Below are 19,861 nucleotides of genomic sequence, written 5' to 3'. Positions count from 1 at the left end.
AATGTATTTTACTTTTCCGTTGCAGATAAAGGAACTCTAACAATTTAAAGCTTCATCAAACAAATATTACTTGCCACAGGATGGGAAAACAAAATAGATGGGAAAACAAAAGTTGACAAGCAGCGAAATGAATAGTAAGCTTTTTTCGGATGATGTTAGGAGGAACGAAATGCTGGGAGTACTTGTTAATACGGCAACCGTTATTATAGGAAGCCTTGTGGGCTTGCTGTTCAAAAAAGGAATTTCCAAAAAATTTACCGATGCAATCATGCTTGGGATCGGCCTTTGTACCGTTTACATCGGCATAACCGGAACGCTGAAGGGTGAAAATACGCTGGTTCTCATCATTTCCGTCGTCATAGGCGCTGTAATAGGGACATGGTTGGATATTGACAAAAGAATCAATGCTTTCGGCGAGTGGATCGGAACGCGGTTCAAGAAGTCCGATGAGGGTGCCTCTTCGGTGGCTGAAGGATTTGTTACGGGTAGTCTGTTATTTTGCATTGGTGCCATGACAATAGTAGGCTCACTGAATGCGGGGCTTACCGGGGACAATGAAATGCTTTATACAAAATCACTGCTGGATCTGATATCCTCTGCCATGCTATCCGTAAGTCTGGGTGTCGGTGTTTTGTTTTCCGCAGCTTTTGTACTCGTATTTCAGGGTTCTATTGTTCTGCTGGCGCAGTTTTTACAGCCGATTCTTACGGATGCTGCTATTGCGGAAATTACCTGTGCCGGCTCACTAATGATCATAGCACTTGGATTGAACATCATCGGAATTGCCAAAATCAAGGTGGCAAATTATCTTCCCGCAATTATTGTTGCCCCTATTTTATGCTGGATCGTAACGCTGATATAAAGATTTTTCATAACAAAAAACAATAGCCTTCGAAACAAAAGAAGGCTATTGTTGCATTCTTATCATAGAGCATTGATTCCGCTATTTCCGGATCTCCAGCAGCTTCTGTTTCAGTTCGCCTTCGATACGGCTCAGTTCTTTTTCCGCCTGGGCTCGTTTCAGGCGTCCTTCCTCCTGAATTTTCGTGACCTCCTCCAATGTGGAAATCAGGCTCTGGTTCGTGCTTACCAGAGTCTCGATATCGACGATACCACGCTCTGATTCCTTCGCAGTATCGATGGTGGCCATTTTCAGGGTGGCTGCATTTTTTCGCAGAAGTTCGTTGGTCATGTCCGTCACCTTCCGCTGAGACTGGGCTGCCTGCTGGGAATTAGCGATTCCCAAAGCGAGGACCATCTGACTCTTCCAGAGCGGAATGGTATTGACCAGCGTAGACTGGATCTTATCTGACATCAGGGTGTCGTTGTTCTGTACGAGACGGATCTGCGGCGCCATCTGAATGGAAATCATCCGGGTCAGCTCCAGATCATAAATCTTTTTCTCAAAGCGGCTGCACATGGCAGAGAGATCGTTGGCCGCCTGGGCGTCCTCCGGCAGACCGCTGGCCTGTGCCTTTTCAGTCAGCTTTGGCAGTTCTGCAGTCCTTACCTCATTCAGCTTTTTCTTTCCTGCCAAAATATACATGGATAGCTCTTTAAAATAGACTTTGTTCATATCGTACATCTTATCCAGCATAGCTACATCCTTCAAAAGCTGAATCTGGTGATTTTCCAGAATGCTGCAGATCTTATTTACATTCGTTTCCGCTTTATCGTATTTTGTTTTCATGTTAGATAGTTTCCTGGATGTACGCTTGAAAATCCCAAGAAACCCCTTCTCGTCCTCCTCTGCATCAAAGCTTTTCAGCTCGGTGACCACGTTGGAAAGCAGGTTTCCTACTTCTCCCAGATCCTTTGTCCGTACATTGTTCAATGCCGACTCGGAAAATTCCGCTATTTTTTTCTGCGCTCCGGAGCCATACTGTATGATGAGATTGGTGTTGCTGAGTTCGATCTTCGATGCAAACTCGTCTACCATTCTCTGTTCTTCCGGAGTCAGCGGGATTTCCTGAACAACAGGTGCCTGCGGCTCTGCGGAACCGGAAGCTGCAGCGGACGCCGCCATCATGACTTCCTCTTCAAAGGGATCAAAAGTCAGGGTCGGAGTCTGCTCTGCGGTTTCTTTCATCTCTTCACTCATTTTTATTTCCTCCTTTGCAGGGCTGATTCAGTTTAGCACCGTAAACTGTTCTCTGCTGATAAATGGTGGTTTATTGGTTGATCTATGCCTTAAAATCTTCCTCGGTCAGCCCTTCCTGGGCCAGTATCGTCTCCAATGCGGAAATATCAGATGAAACATCCAAAATATCCGCCTGCATCAATTTATTCAATAAATTCAGGTATGCTTTATTGATGGTGTCAAGGGTCCCCTTGATCTCCAGCTTTGTGGCCTCAATCTCCTCTGACTTGGTACCGTGTTGTTCAAACTTCTGATACGCATTGACCAGCTTCAGGGTAATCGGCATGTAATAGCACATGAATTTACGGATTTCCGGCAGTTTTTCCGGATGCTGCTCAACATAATTGAAGATCTTCGTGGTAACCAGCTCCAGCTGATCCAGTTTTTCCGAAATTTCCGCTTCCGGCAATGCATCATTGGCCGCCTTGATCGTTCTGATATAATTGTTTCCCTCGTCAATGGTTTCCTTCAGTTCAGCTCCGCCCTGGCGATTTGCCCATTTTTCTTTTTCTCTTTTTTCGATCTCCTGCTGCTCCTTAGCGTATTTTACCGTCTCAAGATATTGTGTATAGGTCTTGTAATCCGTCATCAGGCAGGTTTCCTGCTCATCCATATATCCTTCCGAGAACAGTCCGGCATGAATCATTTTCCGAAGATCCTTGATGATAAATTTCGTACCCTTGCCGCTGGCTGCGGAAAGCTCCTTGATCGTACAAAAGGTACGTCCATTCAGCACTTTCAGATAAAGCCGCAATCGCTTGGCACGTTTTCTCAATTGTGATCCGATCATGATCAAAGCCAGAGATACAAGGAATAGGCCCCCAAATACAGCCTCGATCGCTTCCGCGCCGGGAAGATTTCCGATGGTGACTTCCAGTACAGTCCACGCCAGTAAGGTTAGCCCACTGGCAACGGCACTAATGGAACCGAAAACCAGAAACAATGTACTTGGAACGAAGCTTGCTCCCTTGGGACTCTTGCCTCGGGATTTGCCGTGCTGTGAGCCACAGGACCCGTAGCTTCCATAGCTTCCGGAGTTCCCATAATTTCCGTGGCTTCCGAAGTTTCCGTCCTCATTCTTCTCTTCTTTTGACAAACGCGGAAATTTGTCACCTTTAAAAGGTCCTTCGTAGAACGGGCCTCCGCCCATTCCCGGAACGTTCCGCATCGTATGGTTGATCATATGTCTCAGGTCGTACATTTCCTGACCGTTCAGCACTTTTCTGACCGTTCTGCTGATTTCTTCTCCAAAATCTATAAAATTGTCGTTTTTCATGGTATCCCCCCACGCCCAGTTTTTAAAAACGCTTCCTTATTTGGCGGCGTTGTTATAATGAAATTTATGATGAAATAGTTCCTTCCACTACTAATTCTGGATATCACTAGTGGAACTATTATAACATAAATCAAGCATGATTTTATGAATTTTATTTTAACGACAGGTTAAAGTTTTGATTAAGACAGCGGGAATCAGCAGAATAATATATTAAAAGGATGCCCCTGTTTTATGGTAAATTATGCAGGCTGGCTGTTTCAAAACTTTATGATATAATTTATTTAAGAGAAACGTTTGCATCTTAGGATAAATGATCCATTGTAACGATATAGAAAACGGAGAAGCTATGAAATTGTTCAGTACTATAAATATGATAACTGTTATAATGATTTGTATCTTTTTAATGCCTCTGCTGACAGGCCTTTTTCAGCCGGTCTCAAGAAACAGGGTGCAGCATTCGCTGCTGTCGGTTTGGAGCAGCCTAAAATTTATTTTAGGGATTTTTCTGGCGGTTACCCTTGTCAGATTACTTTTTTCCGGTACAGAGAACGGTTTTTTAGCCGTTTTGTATAAGATTATTCCGACTGCCCGGGATTTGATTGCTCAATATAATCATGACATTGTAGCCTACATGATTGCTATGTTTCTTTTTATGTCCATTATCTTCTTTGCTCTGGGACTTCTGGCAATCCCTTTGATCAGACATGTGATTTCGCCTTTAGCGGACATGATTTCCTCGGCATTGGATTCGATGAATCCGAAGGTAAAACGGATCTTCGGCGGATTATGGCAGCTTCCGAAGTCTCTTTGGATGGTGCTTATCTTTTCTTTGCTGCTAAATTTTTATACAAGCTTCATCAACAATCCTTCCGCCACTGACTATATCAATGAGTCTAAAGCGTATCAAGCAATTCAGAGAAATATATTGCATCCGGTTTTAAGTGCAGACTCAGTAAAGAATATACCCGTAATGGTCAGTAATGCTTTTAGAAGAGCTGCTGAGGATTTTACTCCCGCTAATACCGAAAGCAGCAGTGATCCAAATTACTGGAAGCTGCCCGCGATCAAATATTTTAACGGTATGACCATCGACGAAGCGATCAAATCGAATTCCGATATTGACAATACTGCCAAACAGATCGTTGGAACGGAAGAAAATAACAAAAAAAAGGCCCGCCTGCTCTACGATTGGGTCAGCAAAAATATTCAATACGATCAAGCGAAGGCAGAAATCATTCTCGAAAATCCTTCCCGTGTCAATTCCGGTTCGATCGTAACCTTTGAGGAAAGAACGGGCGTGTGCTTTGACTACTCCTGTCTATATGTTTCCATGTGCCGTGCAGTTGGCGTTAACGTCAGACTGGTCTCAGGCCTGGGCTACAGCGGCGTGGAATGGGGAGAACATGTCTGGAATCAAATCTATGACCCTGATGAAGAAAGATGGATCAATGTGGATACGACGTTCGGAAACTCCGGATACAATTATTTTGATAACTCGGATTTTTCGTCCAATCATAAGTATGACGTGGTTCAGGCGGAGTGGTAACCCATATTTTTCAACACTAATCGTATAATTGCAATATGCTTTTATCAGGAGAGTAACACTCTCCTGATTTCTTTTTGAGCATGAGGATAAGGTCATTTTAGTCTGGCAGTGAGAGTTACACAGAATTTTCTTACTTACTATCATTTCCAAATCACATCATTTTCCCTCTGACAACCCCTTTATGAAGAATGTCGTATTTTCGCTTTTTTCTTGGAAAGCTTCTAAATTGACGGCATACATCGCTATGCTATACTGGACTCATAAAGGGGATAAGGGGGATTCATGAATATGCATGATCAGAAAACTTTAGATCATAACATAGAGGAACTTCTTGCGGTTTGCAGCAGAAGTATTGTTTCGCCGGATATGATCGTTATGGAAGCCAACAGGATTATGGCAAATATGAATGATTGTAATTTGGAACCGAAATTTATTGTCGAGGGGTGTGAATCTCTATCCATTCTTGCATCTAGTTTTATTCAGAATGAGTTTGACTCTTTGATCGTAAACTATGCTCACAAATCAGGAATTAATCATTGGATTTCCGGTTTTGCAAATAAGAACGAGCTTATCAAGTTTTGTGAATTTTGTGTAGAATATGGTGAAGAGACTCTTAGCAAAACAAGAAATACGATGATGATGCAACTGGAAATTGAAAACGGTATGACGAAAGATGAGATCTGCGATCTAAACAGAGTAAAGTTTGAGTTGAAGAAAAAAATATTGCTGGGATCAGATGACGTTGAAACCAGAAAGCTGTTTTGTGAAACCTATCAAAATTTGATAACAGTGCAGGATCAGATCACAAATTATATCATATTATCACTGTTAGTCAATTCCTTGAAAGAATTTTTCAAATCGCATTACAAGGGGCTGAATTGATAGCAATAAATGAAACCAGCACTAAATTCAGAAGATTTACACAGTTATTTCTTACCTACTCTATTTTACATATCTGCTGCCCAGCGTTTCCTATTCAACTTTTTCCCATCGCGAATGGTATCTTTTCACCAAAAGGAGCTGTCTCAGTAAAAAGAGACAACTCCTTGAATTTGAATTCTTAAACAGCATTTGAATCAACAGCCTTCTTAAAATTATGCAATCAGACCTTTAGTTTGCAGTATTGGTAACAAACCGCTCCAGCATGGTTGCAACCTCAGCACGTGTTGCACTTCCCACAGGATTCAGATTTCCCTTGTTGTCACCTGAGATCAGCCCACTGCTGACCGCCCAACGCATCGCATCGGTCGCCCAGGCAGATACGGCCGCTTTATCAGGGTAGTTGTCCAGACTTCCGGTGGTCTGTTCCGGAGCTGCATAACGGTAAAGGATCACAGCAAGCTGCTCACGGCTGATATTGTTCTCCGGCAGGAAGCCGTTGCCCATACCTGTAACAATATTGTTCTCCGCAGCCCAGGAAACTGCGCTTGCGTAGTATTTGTCCGCCTGAACATCAGCAAAGGTCTGTGTTGCACCCTGCGGTGTTCCCTCAAGGCGATGCAGGACGGTAACCAGCATGCCGCGTGTCATAGCCGCATTGGGAGAGAACTTGTTTGCCGACGTGCCGGAGAAGAGTCCCCGCTCTGTGACAAAGTCAATGGACTTGACTGCCCAATGGTTGACTGCATCGGCGAAGGAAGTATCCGCTTTGACCTGAATGCGGCCTTGTCCGTAAGGATTGGAATATGCCTCACCTACCGTGCCTTTCAGATGATCCTGGATATAGCTGATAAGGATCTGATTGTCCAGCAAAACTGGCTGCACCACGATCTTGTTGTCGCGGAACATGTTGATTCCATCTCCGCCGTCCAGCAGCATGTAGTTATGAGAAGCCAGTGTGTAGGTTTTATTTGGATCAATCGCCTCGGTTCCAACCTTGACGTCTTTGACACGGCGTTCACCGCCAACCTTGACAAAATTCTTTTTGTCGTCAACCACTACCGTGGATGTTACAGAAGTATCAATGGTATAAGCCAGGCCGGAAACCTGCAGAAAACCTCCGTTCTCATCCGGGGCCACGCGCGCTGCCATTTCCAGTGCATCCAGAATCTCCTGTCCGGTTGCTTCTACAACACAGCCAACGTTATTAAACGGATGCACCGTGATCACTTCACCAAAGGTGATATCACCGGCATCGATGCTGGCCCGCACTCCGCCGCCGTTCACAAATGCAATGTCCGCAGGACCGCTCTGCGTTCCGGTTTTCCCGTTGCCGAGAACATAACGATAGGCGTCAGCGCACAGATCACCCAGATTGGTTTCTCTGTTCCGCACCATACGTTTGTCCGTTGCCGGGTCATTCACCATCAGGGCCACTTCTGTTTTGCCCACCTTCTGTGCTAAATCATCCTCAAAATCATTTTCGATGTCCTTGATAAAGTTTGTAGTTGCACTATTCTGCTTGTCATAACCGGTTACCAGCTTGGTAGTGATACTGCCGTCGGCTTTTATCACCAGTTGTCCTAGGCTGGCCAGTTTGGTACCAGTCTGAGTCAGAATAACCCTTTCGTCATCCGCGTTTTCTACGATCTGACTCTCCATGGTGCTGTGTGAATGCCCATCGATAAAGGCGTCAATTCCCGTGGTATTTTCGATAACGTCAGTAGAGCGCCAAGGACTGGACTGGGAGTCAATCCCCAAATGCCCGATGGCGATGACATAATCCGCACCCTGGGCTTCAGCTGCGTCTACAGCGTTCTGAACAGCATCATATAGTTCCTGACCGTTGCCTCCCTCCTTGAAGCCATAGATAAAATTCCCTTTATTATCCTGGAAATAGGCTGGAGTGGATTTGGTAAAGGATTCCGGTGTGGTTATGCCCACGTAGGCGATCTTCGTTGTGTCTTCACCCTGTCCGTAGGTGACGATGGTATAAGGCTCATAAACAAGTTTTTTGGCATTTAAATCGGTGAAGTTGCTGGAGATCACCTTAGCGTCAAAGTTCTTCATCAACTCCTGCATGCGATCCATGCCGTAGTCAAACTCGTGGTTTCCGGGCACAAAGATATCGTAGCCCACCTGATTCATGATGCTGACAAGGTACTGTCCCTGTGACAGCGTACCGATGGCATCCCCTTGCACTGCATCCCCGGCATCTGCCAGAGTGACGTAACTCTTGCCTACCCGTTCCTCCATTTCCTTTTTATAGGCCGCCACGCCGGCATATCCGATGTTTGTGACGACCCCCTCGCTCATTACCTGATCCACTGCGCAATGTACGTCATTGGTGTAGAGTATGACGATATCGCCCGGACCGGGCTCGCCGTTGGCTGCGGCGGCGGTAATACCTCCAGGCAGCAGGCCAAATACCAAGAGAAAGGCCAGCGCCCATGAAACAACTGATCTTTTAACTTTCTTCATATCACACCTCCGAAATGATGAAATCTTCTTTCATTTATTATATCACTCGGCATTAGGACATACTACCAACTTATGGTAAACTTCTTGTTAAAAGTTTCTACAAATAATTTTTAATATATACTCTTTTCACCGGTCTTTGCCGTTCGTAAAACAGGGAAATCACAAGGCATCTTTTTTATTTTCTATTAAAGTATATCCATTGCAGCGCAGAAGCCTTCGTAGGTCGCCTGCTTTACGGTACGTGCTTTCTGCGCATCACCGGTAACGATAAACCATGGTATGATTCCTTTCAGAGAATTTACAGCATCATCATTGGAACGGCTGCCGCAGGCATAGATAACGCTGTCTGCTTCCGCAAACTGTTCAATGCCGTCTTTATCTATAAAGATGACACCTTTGTCGGTAATTTCCGTTACCGATACACTGCAGTCCCAAGTCATTCCGATTTTCTTCATTCTCGGAATCAAAGCACGGCGCTGGGAATCGTTGGAGTCCTTGCACACATCATCTCTCATCTCTAAAATGTGCACTTGAGAGCCGCACTGCTCTGCAAAGAAAAATCCGGTTTCGCATCCTATAGCACCGCCGCCTATGAGGACTGCCTTCTTGCCCAGCCGGGACAAATCCTTGTAAATCTCCACAGCATGTGTTGCCTTTTCTATACCTTTAATAGGCGGTGCGAATGGATTCGCTCCTACCGCGCAGATCACTGCATCCGGGTTCATGGTCTTCATCAGTTCCGGAGTTACGCAGGTATTCAGCATGATATTTACACCCACGTACTCGCAGCGTGCTATGAGTGAATCCCGGTAACGCTTCAGCGATTCCTTATGGGTATCCACATCCGTAAACCACAGCTGCCCGCCCAGCCTATCCTCTTTCTCAAACAGAGTCACATCGTGCCCCCGCTCGGCTGCAGTCAATGCTGCATACATGCCGGAAACTCCGCCTCCGACTACAACAACCTTTCTCTTGCCTTTCGGAAGAGGTGCCTGTCTCCAACGCAGTTCGCGTGATGCCCACGGATTAACAGCACAGTGCCACAGCTCAGGAATCGGTCGCTCCCCTGGATTGGAGGCCAAAGGATTAAAGCAGGAGCAACGCAGACATGGAGCGATCTGATCCGCACGTCCGGTCAGTGCCTTGTTGCAAAACTCAGGATCTGCAAACTGCTGACGGCCTAATGCAACAAAATCACATTTACCGGAAGCAATGGCATCTTCAACCTGCTGCGGATCATTAAAACCACCTACAGCTACAACCGGAACCCGAACCGCAGCTTTGACCGCCGCCGCCAGGTCCAAGTTACATCCATGTTCGTCAAACATAGAGGAAAATGCTTTAGTTTCTACGTGAGAATGATAGATGCCGCTGGTGACATGAATCATGTCAACATAGTCCTGAATAATCCTGCAAAACTCAATGCAGTCATCCAGCGTCATTCCGCCCTCCATACGCTCGGAACCGGAAACACGGTACTCTATCAGGAAATCATCGCCGCAAAGCTCACGGATCTTTTTACACACCATAATGGGGAAACGGGCACGATTTTCCATGCTGCCGCCGTATTCGTCGGTGCGGTGGTTCATACGGGGAGAGAGAAACTGTGAAAGCAGCCAGCCATGACCGCCGTGGAGCATTACCATGTTAAAGCCTAATGCCTTGCAGTTCCAGCTCGTTTCAGCATAATTATCAGCTACATGCTCCATCATTTCCTCAGTCATCTCATCTACTTGAATTCCATCCTCCCTCACAAATGCAGAAGGACCGATGGGATTATTATGGTTAATAATCGTGTCCGGATGGTTAATTGCACCAATATGATTCAATTGAATAGAAGCAACCGCACCATGAGCCTTGATGCCCTCAGTCAGAGTCATAATGCTCTCCATATGATAGGTTGTCATATTCTTTTCATGAACGTTCAGTCCATGCTCATGACGAGCTGCATATTCATTATCAACAAAAGACTCCGTGAGTGTCACTTGCGCGAATCCACCTCTGGCCTTTGTCTCGAAGGCATCGATGCCTTCCGGAGTAGGATAGCCATGATCCACGATTCGATTCGTGGTTATCGGTGAAGCAAATACTCGATTTTTAAACGTTAAGCCTTTGATGGTATATGATGAAAACATATGCGGGTATGCATGGTATGTCATAATAAAATCCTTTCCACTGTTCCAGTGTTGTTTGGTGTGTTTTGGTCTCTCTTAAGTTCATTTAAGAGAAGTGATGGTTTCCGCTTTTAAGCAAGCGCAGGAAAAAGAGTAAGTAGAATCGTTACCACTACAGCTGCGACACATCCCCAAATAACTTCGGCTCTGAATATTGGATGATACCCCTCTTTATGAGACAATCCTGCCATGCCAAGCATAATGATGATGGCACCCTGAAACGGAAGCAAATCTAAAGTTTGGGTTGCCATGGATGCTACACGGTGCATTGCCGCAGGGGGCACGTCCGTAATCGTTGTTGAAAGAATAGGTAGAATAATCTGAAGTCCTGCCGGCGGAGATCCGGTAATTGCAACGATCAATCCTGTTGAAATCAATACAATAAACAGCGACGGTACAGACAGGTTGGTCACACCGTCAACAATTGTCTGAAACACAGGTGCCGCCTGTACCACAGAAGCAAAGCCAACCATAATGGCAAGCATGGCAATGGCTTCAGCTGCGGCTCTGCCGCCTTCATTTAATGTATGAATCAATGCTCTTAGAGCGCTTTCCCCTTCCTTGGCAACAAAATATCTTGGCAAAAGAATTAGGGAAACGATTAAACCGATTGCTAAGGAATAGATGAGAGTTAATTTAAAAATATCAAAAGCCACAACTACAAACAAAATGGGTAAAATCGAAAAGAGAAAGCTTGGATAATTTCTATCCTCGGATTCCTCCGGTACCGGAAGCGGACCATATGAAAAATGTTCTCCGTTTCGGCTGGCTTTCTTTACCATTGAAAACAAAGTCCAGCAGCATCCCACAAGGATAATCAGGCTTCCAATAATCCCCGGCAGAAAACCTGCCGTAGAAGGCGTTCCTAAAATAGGCATTGGTATGTAATTCGATACAAGCGGCGCACCGGGACAAACCGCAGCCGCAGTAACTCCGATACACATGATCCCGATCATGAATCTTCTGGGAATGTCAGCTTGTTCACTGATACTCAAAATAACCGGGAAAAGAGTGAACAACACACAAAAGGTATCGATACCGCCATACGCAAGAGCAAAGCCGGTCACTGCACAGATAATAATTGCAATCAGCTGTTTTCTTTCTCCTGCAGCGTTTCTTGCGAAAACATGCATTAACGTTTTCGCGATGGACATGGCTGCATTGGAATCCGTGTAGATACGTCCCATTAAGATTGCTAAAAAGAATATGGGGAATAAAGCGGCAACCACCCCGGAAAATCCCCCCATAAATGCCTCTGTAATGACTGTATATGGATCCATTTGATTCAGCACTATCACTACCAGTGCACAAATCGGAGCTAACCAGATGATTGAAAATCCTTTAAACGAGAAGTATACCAGCATTCCAAATGCAATTAGAATAGATAGTATACCAATGACAAAAGACATAGTCACAATTTTCTTCCTCCCTTGTTTATACTGATCTGTTACTGTTTGTTTCCCTTTTCAAAAGGAAAACGTCTGCTATTGTAATGGCCGTCACAATATTGGTTTATTTTTAACAATTCGAGTATAGAGCAAGGAGATATTGATGTAAATTACGTACAATTTTTCCATAAGCAGAAAATGTTGCTGGCAACATACCGGCAGAAAAGTTGCTTTCCTTTTGGTAAGTGCAATAAAAAAAATGGGAAATGACGGAATAATAAAAAGAAAAGCCGAATGCATTTCAATCTGCATTCGGCTTCACTGATTCTTAAGTACTATTTTTTAAACGGGTTTTTCATGAAAGCCTCATCCTTCTCCCGATATCCGTGCCACATCTCACCCAGCGGGTCTATTTCCAAACCCAACTCTTTCATGCGCTTCCATCCCCAATCATACATCATATCCAAAAGAGGCATTAAACTTCTTCCGGCATCTGTGAGCGTATACTCAACCCTTACCGGCACTTCAGGATAAACGGTACGTTCGATTAATCCGTCTGTTTCCAACTCTTTTAAAGTCATTGTCAGAACTTTTTCCGAGATGGGCAGCTGCTTGGTAAATCGATTAAACCTGGTTGCCCCATCAAAATAAATACCACGTATGATACAGAATTTCCATCTATTGCAAAAAGTATTAATCACATAATTATAAGGGTCATTTTCAAAATTATATAAATTATTTTTTCCTGGATTGCTTTTTTCCATTGAGTACTCTCTCCTTCTTAAGATGACCTCCAGAATAATCGCCGCTATCTACATCTTATGATTTGTACTCTGATTATATCTAAATGAAGACCCATGGGCAATATTATTTAAGATTTTCATTTCAGTCGTTGATCGATCTGAAAAAAATCTTTCCATGGATCCTCACCGTTAATCCTGATTAGCGCATCTGCCATACTGACACCATCAGGCTCCACCGTCTCAAGCTCTTTCCATGTAATGGGCATAGAGACTCTTGCCCCGTTTCTTGCTCTTACGGAATAGGGAGCGATACTTGTGGCCCCTCTGCCGTTTCGAATCCAGTCGATGAAGATCTTGTTTTTCCGATTCACCTTTCTGACGTTACTTGTGTAGCGGTCAGGCCACTGCTGTTCCATCACTTCGGCAATACGCCTGGCAAAATCGTGAAAGGTCTCCCAATCCACAGTTGGTTTGAAAGGTACAACCACATGGTACCCTTTCCCTCCGCTGGTCTTAAGATACGATTTAAGAGATAGCTGCTCAAGGATACTTTTTACATCTTTGACCCCCTGGCGCACCGTTTCCAGATCCATTTCCTCATCCGGATCCAGATCAAATACCATCATATCCGGCTTTTCCAGATCGTTAGCACGGCTTCCCCAGGTATGAAATTCCAGCGTACCCATTTGAGCTTCATAGATGAGTCCGGAAATATTCTCGATATAGAAGTAATCTTCCGTTTCTCCTCTGCTGTTCGTGATTGGCATTGTGACGATTGCTTTGTTATCCGGACCGGGATGCTTTTTAAAGAAGCAAGACTGTGAAACTCCCTTCGGGCAGCGTACAATGCTGAGAATTCTGTTACACACATACGGCAGCATGCGCTCCGAGATCCTTTCGTAATATCGGACCACATCGACTTTTGTGATTTCAGGATTTTCAAAGATCACCTTGTCCGGGCTGGTAACCTTTATGCCGGCGATGCTTATACTGTTATCTGTTGCATTCATTGGTCTCTCCAATTCTTCGGCGGGTGATTGCTCCTCTTCAGGCCTTTCATCTGACTCGGTTTCATCATTCGCATTTTCTCTTTTGATATCCCGCGGATCCTTATCCGTCCGAAGGCCCTTAAAGCTTGCTTGTCTTAACAGATGATCTTCGGTCCATTCTGCAAACTTGATTTCCGCGACCAGCACAGGTTCGAGCCAGGTAATTTCTTCGTTCTTCTTAGACTCCGGTTCCCGTATGAAAGGAGTCTCTTTCCGCTTTATACTTTTAAATTTATCTTCGAGCTCTTTCATGGTCTGTACGGTGAAGCCCGTTCCGGCACGTCCGGCATAGACCAATTCCTCACCCTCATAAATGCCAAGGAGAAGCGAGCTTACCCCGCTCGTTTTTTTATCAGAAAGCGTATATCCTCCAATGACAAATTCCTGTCTTTTTTCACATTTCAGCTTGATCCAGTCACCGTTTCTTGTCCCGCTGTAGATGGAATTTGCTTTTTTACCAACGATCCCTTCTAAATTTGCCTGACAAGCTGCATGAAAAAATTCCTTTCCTTTTCCTTCGAGATGTTGGCTATAGCGTAGGTTTTTATGAGAATCCTTCATCAGCGCTTTCAGCGTTTCTTTTCGGTCAATCAGGCGGTGTCCCCTGAAGTCCTCGCCATCCAGTGCCAGGAGATCAAAGACGATATAGGTAAGGTGTTGGCCTTTAGGATTTCTCATATAATTTTGCAGCGCCTGGAAATCCGTCTTACCTTCCACATCCAGGATCACCATTTCTCCGTCCAGAATCATCGCCCTTCCGGCAGCCCAATCAATGAGTGAATATGCAATATCGGTAAACCGTTTTGTATAATCATTGCCGTTCCTGGTGATGAGCCGAACGTTGCTGCCTTCCAGATATGCAAGGATCCTGTAGCCGTCGTATTTCAGTTCAAATAGCCAATCCTCGCTGGTGGGAATCGTATTGACAAGTTTGGCAAGCTGTACGTTGACCTTATCAAAGGGATTCCGCGTGATTTTTACCTCTTCCCCTTTTTCGATTTCCGTCATGGTGCGCCCTGTTCTGATGCTGGTGGTAAACTCAGGAATCTTGTCCGCAGTTTTCGCGTAATCATCTTTTTCTTTGAGCAAGAGCCAGTTGTTCTTAGTCTCACCCGCTTTTGGTTTTAATCGAACCAAAGCCCATTTACCCTTAAGTCTTCTTCCTTTTAGAATAAACTTCAACGAGCCCGTACAGAGTCCTTCTTCCACGTCCGACTGAGGCTCCCAGTAGCCTTCATCCCAAAGCATTACGACTCCTCCGCCATATTCACCTTTTGGAATCGTCCCCTCAAAGTTCCTGTATTCCAGAGGATGATCCTCCACTTGTACGGCAAGCCTCTTGTCATGGGTATCGTAGGAAGGCCCCTTAGGCACCGCCCAACTTAAAAGAGCACCGTCCCATTCGAGACGCAGGTCGTAGTGATCTCTGCGGGCTGCATGGTGCTGGACGACAAACTTCAGGTGCTTTTCCGGATCTTCTGCTTTTCCTTCCGGTTCCACCGTTCTTTCAAAATTTCTTTTTTGGTTGTATTCTTCTAATTTTATAGTCATTTATAACAATTTACCTTTTCGTCCGATATGCTGCAGCTTTATCACATTCTATTATGCAGCTAAGAAAGTCGAAAACTTTTTAAATCAGTTTCTAGGTATTATCCGCGGGTTTCATAAGGAATATGCAAAATCAGCCCAGCCGGTGTATGCCTAGATGATTCCAACCAGTTCCATAAGAAACCTTGCATTTGTGGTCTTCGACTTACCATGTTGTATTTTATAATCAAAATAGATCCGCCCGTTTTCATAATACTCTGAAAAGCTGTAATTTTGGATGCGGGGAATCGCTTGCTGTAATTCACACAGCTCAAGGTCGTGTGTTGTAACCATTCCCATCGCACCAAGTTCGTTTAGCTTGGTGATAACGGTTCTTGCACCGGTCAGTCTGTCAACGGAGTTTGTTCCTCGGAAGATCTCGTCTATGAGAAACAGCGTGTTACGGTCGTTCCTGGAGTTATCCAGTATTCCTTTTATCCGTTTTAGTTCGGCATAAAAGGTGGAGACACCCTCGTTCAAATCATCCGCAATGCGCATCGATGTAATGATGTGAAGGTCCGAACAGGTCATTTCCATTGCGCATACCGGGCCGCCTGCTCGTGCCAGCACAATATTGATTCCTGCCGTTCTAAGGTAAGTCGTTTTTCCGGACATATTCGAGCCTGAGATAATGACAATGTTATTGTTGAGCCGGATCTGATTTGTAACCCTGACGGAGTCCGGTATCAGCGGATGACCCAGCTCTGTTGCCTCCAACCCGCGAGTGTCAGAGATATGCGGAAAACAGGTATGGCTGCAGACCTTTGTCATTGTCGCAAAACAAGAAAGGCTCTCCAGTTCTCCAAGGGCGAGGAACCATTTTTCACAGTACGGTGCATATTTTTTCTTCCAATCCTCCAGCATGAACACACACTCATAATCCCAAAGGAGGAGCACATTTAATAGGAAATACACAATAGGTACGCCGCGGACACTGACCTTATCTGCAATCTTAGCAAGTGCCTTTATGGCCTGCACCGCCGAAAGATCTGAGGTCGTTAAATTGGTTTGTATTTCCTTCAATTTTTCAGCTGCAAATTTGGTCGTATCAACAAGTTCAAGAACCTCTTTGTAGGCATTCAGCCTGAACGGAAGGCGATTCACGATTCGAATAAACTTATAAGTGGCCGGCATCCCCGTTAACCAGACCAGGGTCTGTACAGCAAAAAGTATCACAGAAAGTAAATAGAGCTGCTTCCAATGGAATATCACAGAAAGCCCCATAAGCAGAATTGCAATGAGAGGACCATATGTCAACAGAATCCTTAGAGATCGTTTTTTTATGAAAGGCTGAGCATCCCGTAATTCTTGCAGCAGCACTTCCGCAGCAGGATCGCTGCCAATCTTTGAAAATCGGTACTCAAGCTCATCGGTGAACTCTTTATTTTCCGCAAGTTCCTTTACAGCTTCCTGGCGTTGTATGATTTCCTGTTTCGAATATGCTGCATGCAGCAGATCAGCGGCAAAAGCGCGGCGCCCATGCCATGTGTGGGTCGTGTTAAGGAGCTGGAACAACGAATCCTTTCCTACGATATCCAAATCACATCCATAGGGGTGCTCTGCGTCAATAAACTCTTCGCCCGTATCGGGAAACTCTGTCCATTTACCTGTAAGTCGGTCAAGATGTCTTCGATTGATTTCAATGATTCCTTTTGATTGCTCCACCCTTGCGTTTAAGATAGCGTGATATACCCATGCCGCAATTTGAATGATAAGAAGTACGACTGCTGCTGCAGCGAAGACCATACTTTCCTGTCGTGTAATCACGAAATAAATGCTGACAGCGAAAAATATGAAAAGGATCAGCTTGATGTAGCCAACCAAATTGTATAGCCGCTTATTTTTATGAAACTTGCTTTTTTGTTTGCAGATAGCTGCTTCAAAAAGATCTTTCAAACCATTACCTCACAGATTAAAGTAAAAACCATTATCTCTAAAAGAAGTTGCTAGAAGCGATTAGATCGCCGGTAATTAGGGGCTGGAGATAAACTCCTGATAATTCTCATAAGTGATCGGCTGCCCGACGAGAAAATAACCGGGTTCAAGATTCATCGAGTAATACGATATCATAAAATGCAGGTGGGGTCCGGTGGAAAAACCGGTGGAGCCGACTTCTCCTATCTTTTGCCCACGCTCCGCTATTTCACCTGCTTTTACCGAAAGGTTCAGCATGTGATGATAGACACTAAACAAACCCTCCCCGTGGTCAATCATAATAGTGTTCCCCGTAAGTGTCAGCGATCTTGCCAGAACCACTTTGCCTCGATTCGCGGCCTTAACCTCGGTCCCGGCAGGTGCGGCAATATCCAGGCCCAGATGCCTGTACGAAGTCGGTAAATCGTTGACGTAGCGAGTCTCTCCGAATTCTGTGGTAAGGCACCCTCTGACCGGCAAAATGAAACTTTGCGTATAGTATCTGGACGGCTCCGATTGATTTCTTACGGGTGTGTAATATTTGTGATATTCAGCGTAGGCTGCTTCATTTCTTGTTTCCTGTTCCGTTTTCGGATCAATGCTTAAGTATTGAATATGGTAATCATATTCCGCTATCTCAATTTCCTGGGTAGACTCAGCCCCTTTACTTTTGATACCATAATTGATTTGATACAAACCCGGTTTTACATTATAATTCGTAGGTAAATAACCCCTGAGAAAACCGTCCTGTTGATACCATCGGAACTTACTGTAAATGGATTGCTTGAAAATAATGTCATCCGGATTGTCGGCATAGCAGACTTTAACCTCCAACAGCTGACCCTGCATAAGCTTTTGTGCCGAAAAAACAAATTTCTCCGGCAAATCCATTGCCACAGGGATTTTAAGTACATATTTCCCCCGGTAGGGATTCTCTTTTCGGGTCCATTCCATCGTCAGTTCATACGTAAAGTCTCCGTTCCTCTCCGGCAGCGGAAGATTGAATAGATCCCCCGCCTGTTGTTCCAAAACAACCTCATCAGAGTCTGTCTCAATGATTTTCAGGCTTGCCCTGTCTGGCTCTTTATCGACATTCACCGCCAATTTGTTTTCATAGGAGGTTACGGCAGCAGCAGGTTGGGGTTCATAACCGCTCATCCTGATATTGTCAGGCTCATTTGGTGGTGTGTACCATTGTCCGTTATTCTTTCGAATGCGCCACTCTTCCCCGGTCATGTCAAAGAAGACGGGGGTTTCGTTCAGTAAAACTTCCGGTACTGCCTCAAGACGGTCTGAGTAAATACGATCATAAAAACGTTCCAGAAAAAAATCAGGCTCAGCTTTATACAAATAGAACGTGAAGGAAAAAGCTGCAATGATTAATATGAATAATACTTTTCCAAATGCTGATTTCTTCATAATATCCTCCCAGTTAAGTAACCGATGATCCCTATACAGTAATTATTACAATTGATCGGTAAAGCTAATCACTTCACAATATGGAAATACTGCTAATAAAAGTAAGCCATAATTTTAAAAAAATATCAACTGTAAAAAATACCTGCAGGAATTGAGCTGTCAGAAAAGACTGTCCAATTTACTGCAGGCATTCCCTTTGTCTTTGGAGGACAAAAATGATTTTACTCTTGATTCGATAATTGGTATCAGAATCCAGATTTTTCTTCAATATATTTTCTGGCTTTCAATGCATATTCAAATGGATTTGCTTTGGCAGGATCCTGTTCAGCCTCTACGACCATCCATCCTTCATAATTGTTTTCATTGATCATTTTAAAGATTGGTTCAAAATCAATGACTCCGTCTCCCGGAACCGTAAAGGTTCCGGCACGAACCCCATCCAGGAAGCTCATTTTTTCTTTTCTTACCTTTTCAATCACTTCCGGTCTTACGTCCTTGAGATGAACGTGAGCGATTCTATCAATGTATTTTTTGAGCAAAGTAAGACAAGCTTCATAGTTTCCTTCCGAATAATAAATATGGCCGGAATCGTAAAGCAAATACACGTTATCCTGCACACTGTCCATAAAACGGTCAATTTCTTCCATGGTCTGAACACCGGTGCCCATATGATGATGGCAGGAAAGCTTCATGCCTTTTTCTTCCGCCAGATCAGCCATTTTATTATATCCCTTGATCACTTTTTCCCATTGTTCTTCCGTATAAACCGGTTTTGCATCAAAAATCGGATCCGGTAGTCCCTGAATGCTGTTTCCAACTTCAGCAGCACCGATTACCTTTGCACCCATTTCATATAAGAAATCTCTTTGCTCAATAAATTCCTTTATTACTTCTTCTTCCGGCTTTGTTGTAAAACATGCGCTGAACCATGCATTGCAGATCTTAATCCCGCGGAGATCAAGTGCTCTCTTCAGAACTTTGGTATCTCTTGGATACTTGTTCCCTACTTCGCATCCTTTAAATCCGGCGAGCGCCATTTCACTGACACACTGCTCAAATGTATTTTCACTGCCTAAATCCGGCAGATCATCATTGGTCCAAGCGATCGGAGCAATTCCGATCTGAATTCTTTTGTTCTCCATATTTTTACCATCCTTTAAACATAATTATTTTCTGATTTGCTATATCAATATAAGTGAGGCACCTTTTCCCATTTCTCAAATTGGTCAGGATCATGGGAGAACCATATCTCAGCATCATATTTC

Annotated in this window: 13 protein-coding genes; 3 read left to right on the top strand and 10 right to left on the bottom strand. The window is 44.4% G+C overall.

What is annotated here, in order from left to right:
• Positions 1-169 precede the first annotated feature (169 nt).
• Positions 170-862: a DUF554 domain-containing protein gene (locus KCX82_RS17420; RefSeq protein ID WP_227019777.1), complete on the top strand. Its 693-nt coding sequence runs from the start codon at positions 170-172 to the stop codon at positions 860-862.
• 81 nt (positions 863-943) lie between these two features.
• Here the strand turns inward: KCX82_RS17420 and KCX82_RS17415 are convergent, their stop codons facing one another.
• Positions 944-2,101 carry a toxic anion resistance protein gene (locus KCX82_RS17415; RefSeq protein ID WP_227019776.1) on the bottom strand — a complete coding sequence of 386 codons (1,158 nt, stop codon included), beginning with the start codon at positions 2,099-2,101 and terminating at the stop codon, positions 944-946.
• 82 nt (positions 2,102-2,183) lie between these two features.
• Positions 2,184-3,416: a 5-bromo-4-chloroindolyl phosphate hydrolysis family protein gene (locus KCX82_RS17410; RefSeq protein ID WP_227019775.1), complete on the bottom strand. Its 1,233-nt coding sequence runs from the start codon at positions 3,414-3,416 to the stop codon at positions 2,184-2,186.
• A 370-nt stretch (positions 3,417-3,786) separates the two neighbouring features.
• On the opposite strand from KCX82_RS17410, the gene KCX82_RS17405 reads away from it, so the two are divergent.
• Together KCX82_RS17405 and KCX82_RS17400 are read left to right on the top strand one after the other, a co-directional pair.
• Positions 3,787-4,962: a transglutaminase-like domain-containing protein gene (locus tag KCX82_RS17405; protein ID WP_227019774.1), complete on the top strand. Its 1,176-nt coding sequence runs from the start codon at positions 3,787-3,789 to the stop codon at positions 4,960-4,962.
• 282 nt (positions 4,963-5,244) lie between these two features.
• Positions 5,245-5,844 (top strand): hypothetical protein, encoded by a 600-nt coding sequence (locus KCX82_RS17400; protein ID WP_227019773.1) that lies wholly within the window; start codon positions 5,245-5,247, stop codon positions 5,842-5,844.
• 228 nt (positions 5,845-6,072) lie between these two features.
• Here KCX82_RS17400 and KCX82_RS17395 read toward each other — a convergent pair whose 3' ends face one another.
• The 8 genes from KCX82_RS17395 to iolE all read right to left on the bottom strand — a co-directional run bounded on the left by KCX82_RS17395 (position 6,073) and on the right by iolE (position 19,738).
• Positions 6,073-8,322: a 5'-nucleotidase C-terminal domain-containing protein gene (locus KCX82_RS17395; protein WP_227019772.1), complete on the bottom strand. Its 2,250-nt coding sequence runs from the start codon at positions 8,320-8,322 to the stop codon at positions 6,073-6,075.
• Between the two features lie 185 nt (positions 8,323-8,507).
• Entirely contained in the window at positions 8,508-10,457 is a 1,950-nt protein-coding gene (locus KCX82_RS17390) for an FAD-dependent oxidoreductase (protein WP_227019771.1), read from the bottom strand.
• A gap of 110 nt (positions 10,458-10,567) precedes the next feature.
• Positions 10,568-11,911 (bottom strand): GntP family permease, encoded by a 1,344-nt coding sequence (locus KCX82_RS17385; protein WP_227019770.1) that lies wholly within the window; start codon positions 11,909-11,911, stop codon positions 10,568-10,570.
• 308 nt (positions 11,912-12,219) lie between these two features.
• The gene (locus tag KCX82_RS17380) at positions 12,220-12,648 is read right to left on the bottom strand and encodes a winged helix-turn-helix transcriptional regulator (protein ID WP_227019769.1); all 429 of its coding nucleotides are present in this window, start codon (positions 12,646-12,648) and stop codon (positions 12,220-12,222) included.
• A 116-nt stretch (positions 12,649-12,764) separates the two neighbouring features.
• Entirely contained in the window at positions 12,765-15,227 is a 2,463-nt protein-coding gene (ligD, locus tag KCX82_RS17375; RefSeq protein ID WP_227019768.1) for a DNA ligase D, read from the bottom strand.
• Between the two features lie 150 nt (positions 15,228-15,377).
• Complete coding sequence (locus KCX82_RS17370) at positions 15,378-17,159, bottom strand: MutS family DNA mismatch repair protein (RefSeq protein WP_227019767.1); 1,782 nt, start codon at positions 17,157-17,159, stop codon at positions 15,378-15,380.
• Positions 17,160-17,234: 75 nt separating this feature from the next.
• Entirely contained in the window at positions 17,235-18,596 is a 1,362-nt protein-coding gene (locus KCX82_RS17365; RefSeq protein ID WP_227019766.1) for a M23 family metallopeptidase, read from the bottom strand.
• 245 nt (positions 18,597-18,841) lie between these two features.
• Positions 18,842-19,738 carry a myo-inosose-2 dehydratase gene (iolE, locus tag KCX82_RS17360; protein WP_227019765.1) on the bottom strand — a complete coding sequence of 299 codons (897 nt, stop codon included), beginning with the start codon at positions 19,736-19,738 and terminating at the stop codon, positions 18,842-18,844.
• Positions 19,739-19,861: the final 123 nt, after the last annotated feature.

Source organism: Sinanaerobacter chloroacetimidivorans (genome assembly GCF_018128545.1).
GTDB classification, from domain to species: Bacteria; Bacillota; Clostridia; order Peptostreptococcales; family Anaerovoracaceae; genus Sinanaerobacter; species Sinanaerobacter chloroacetimidivorans.
This window is presented reverse-complemented; position numbering and strand designations above follow the sequence as displayed.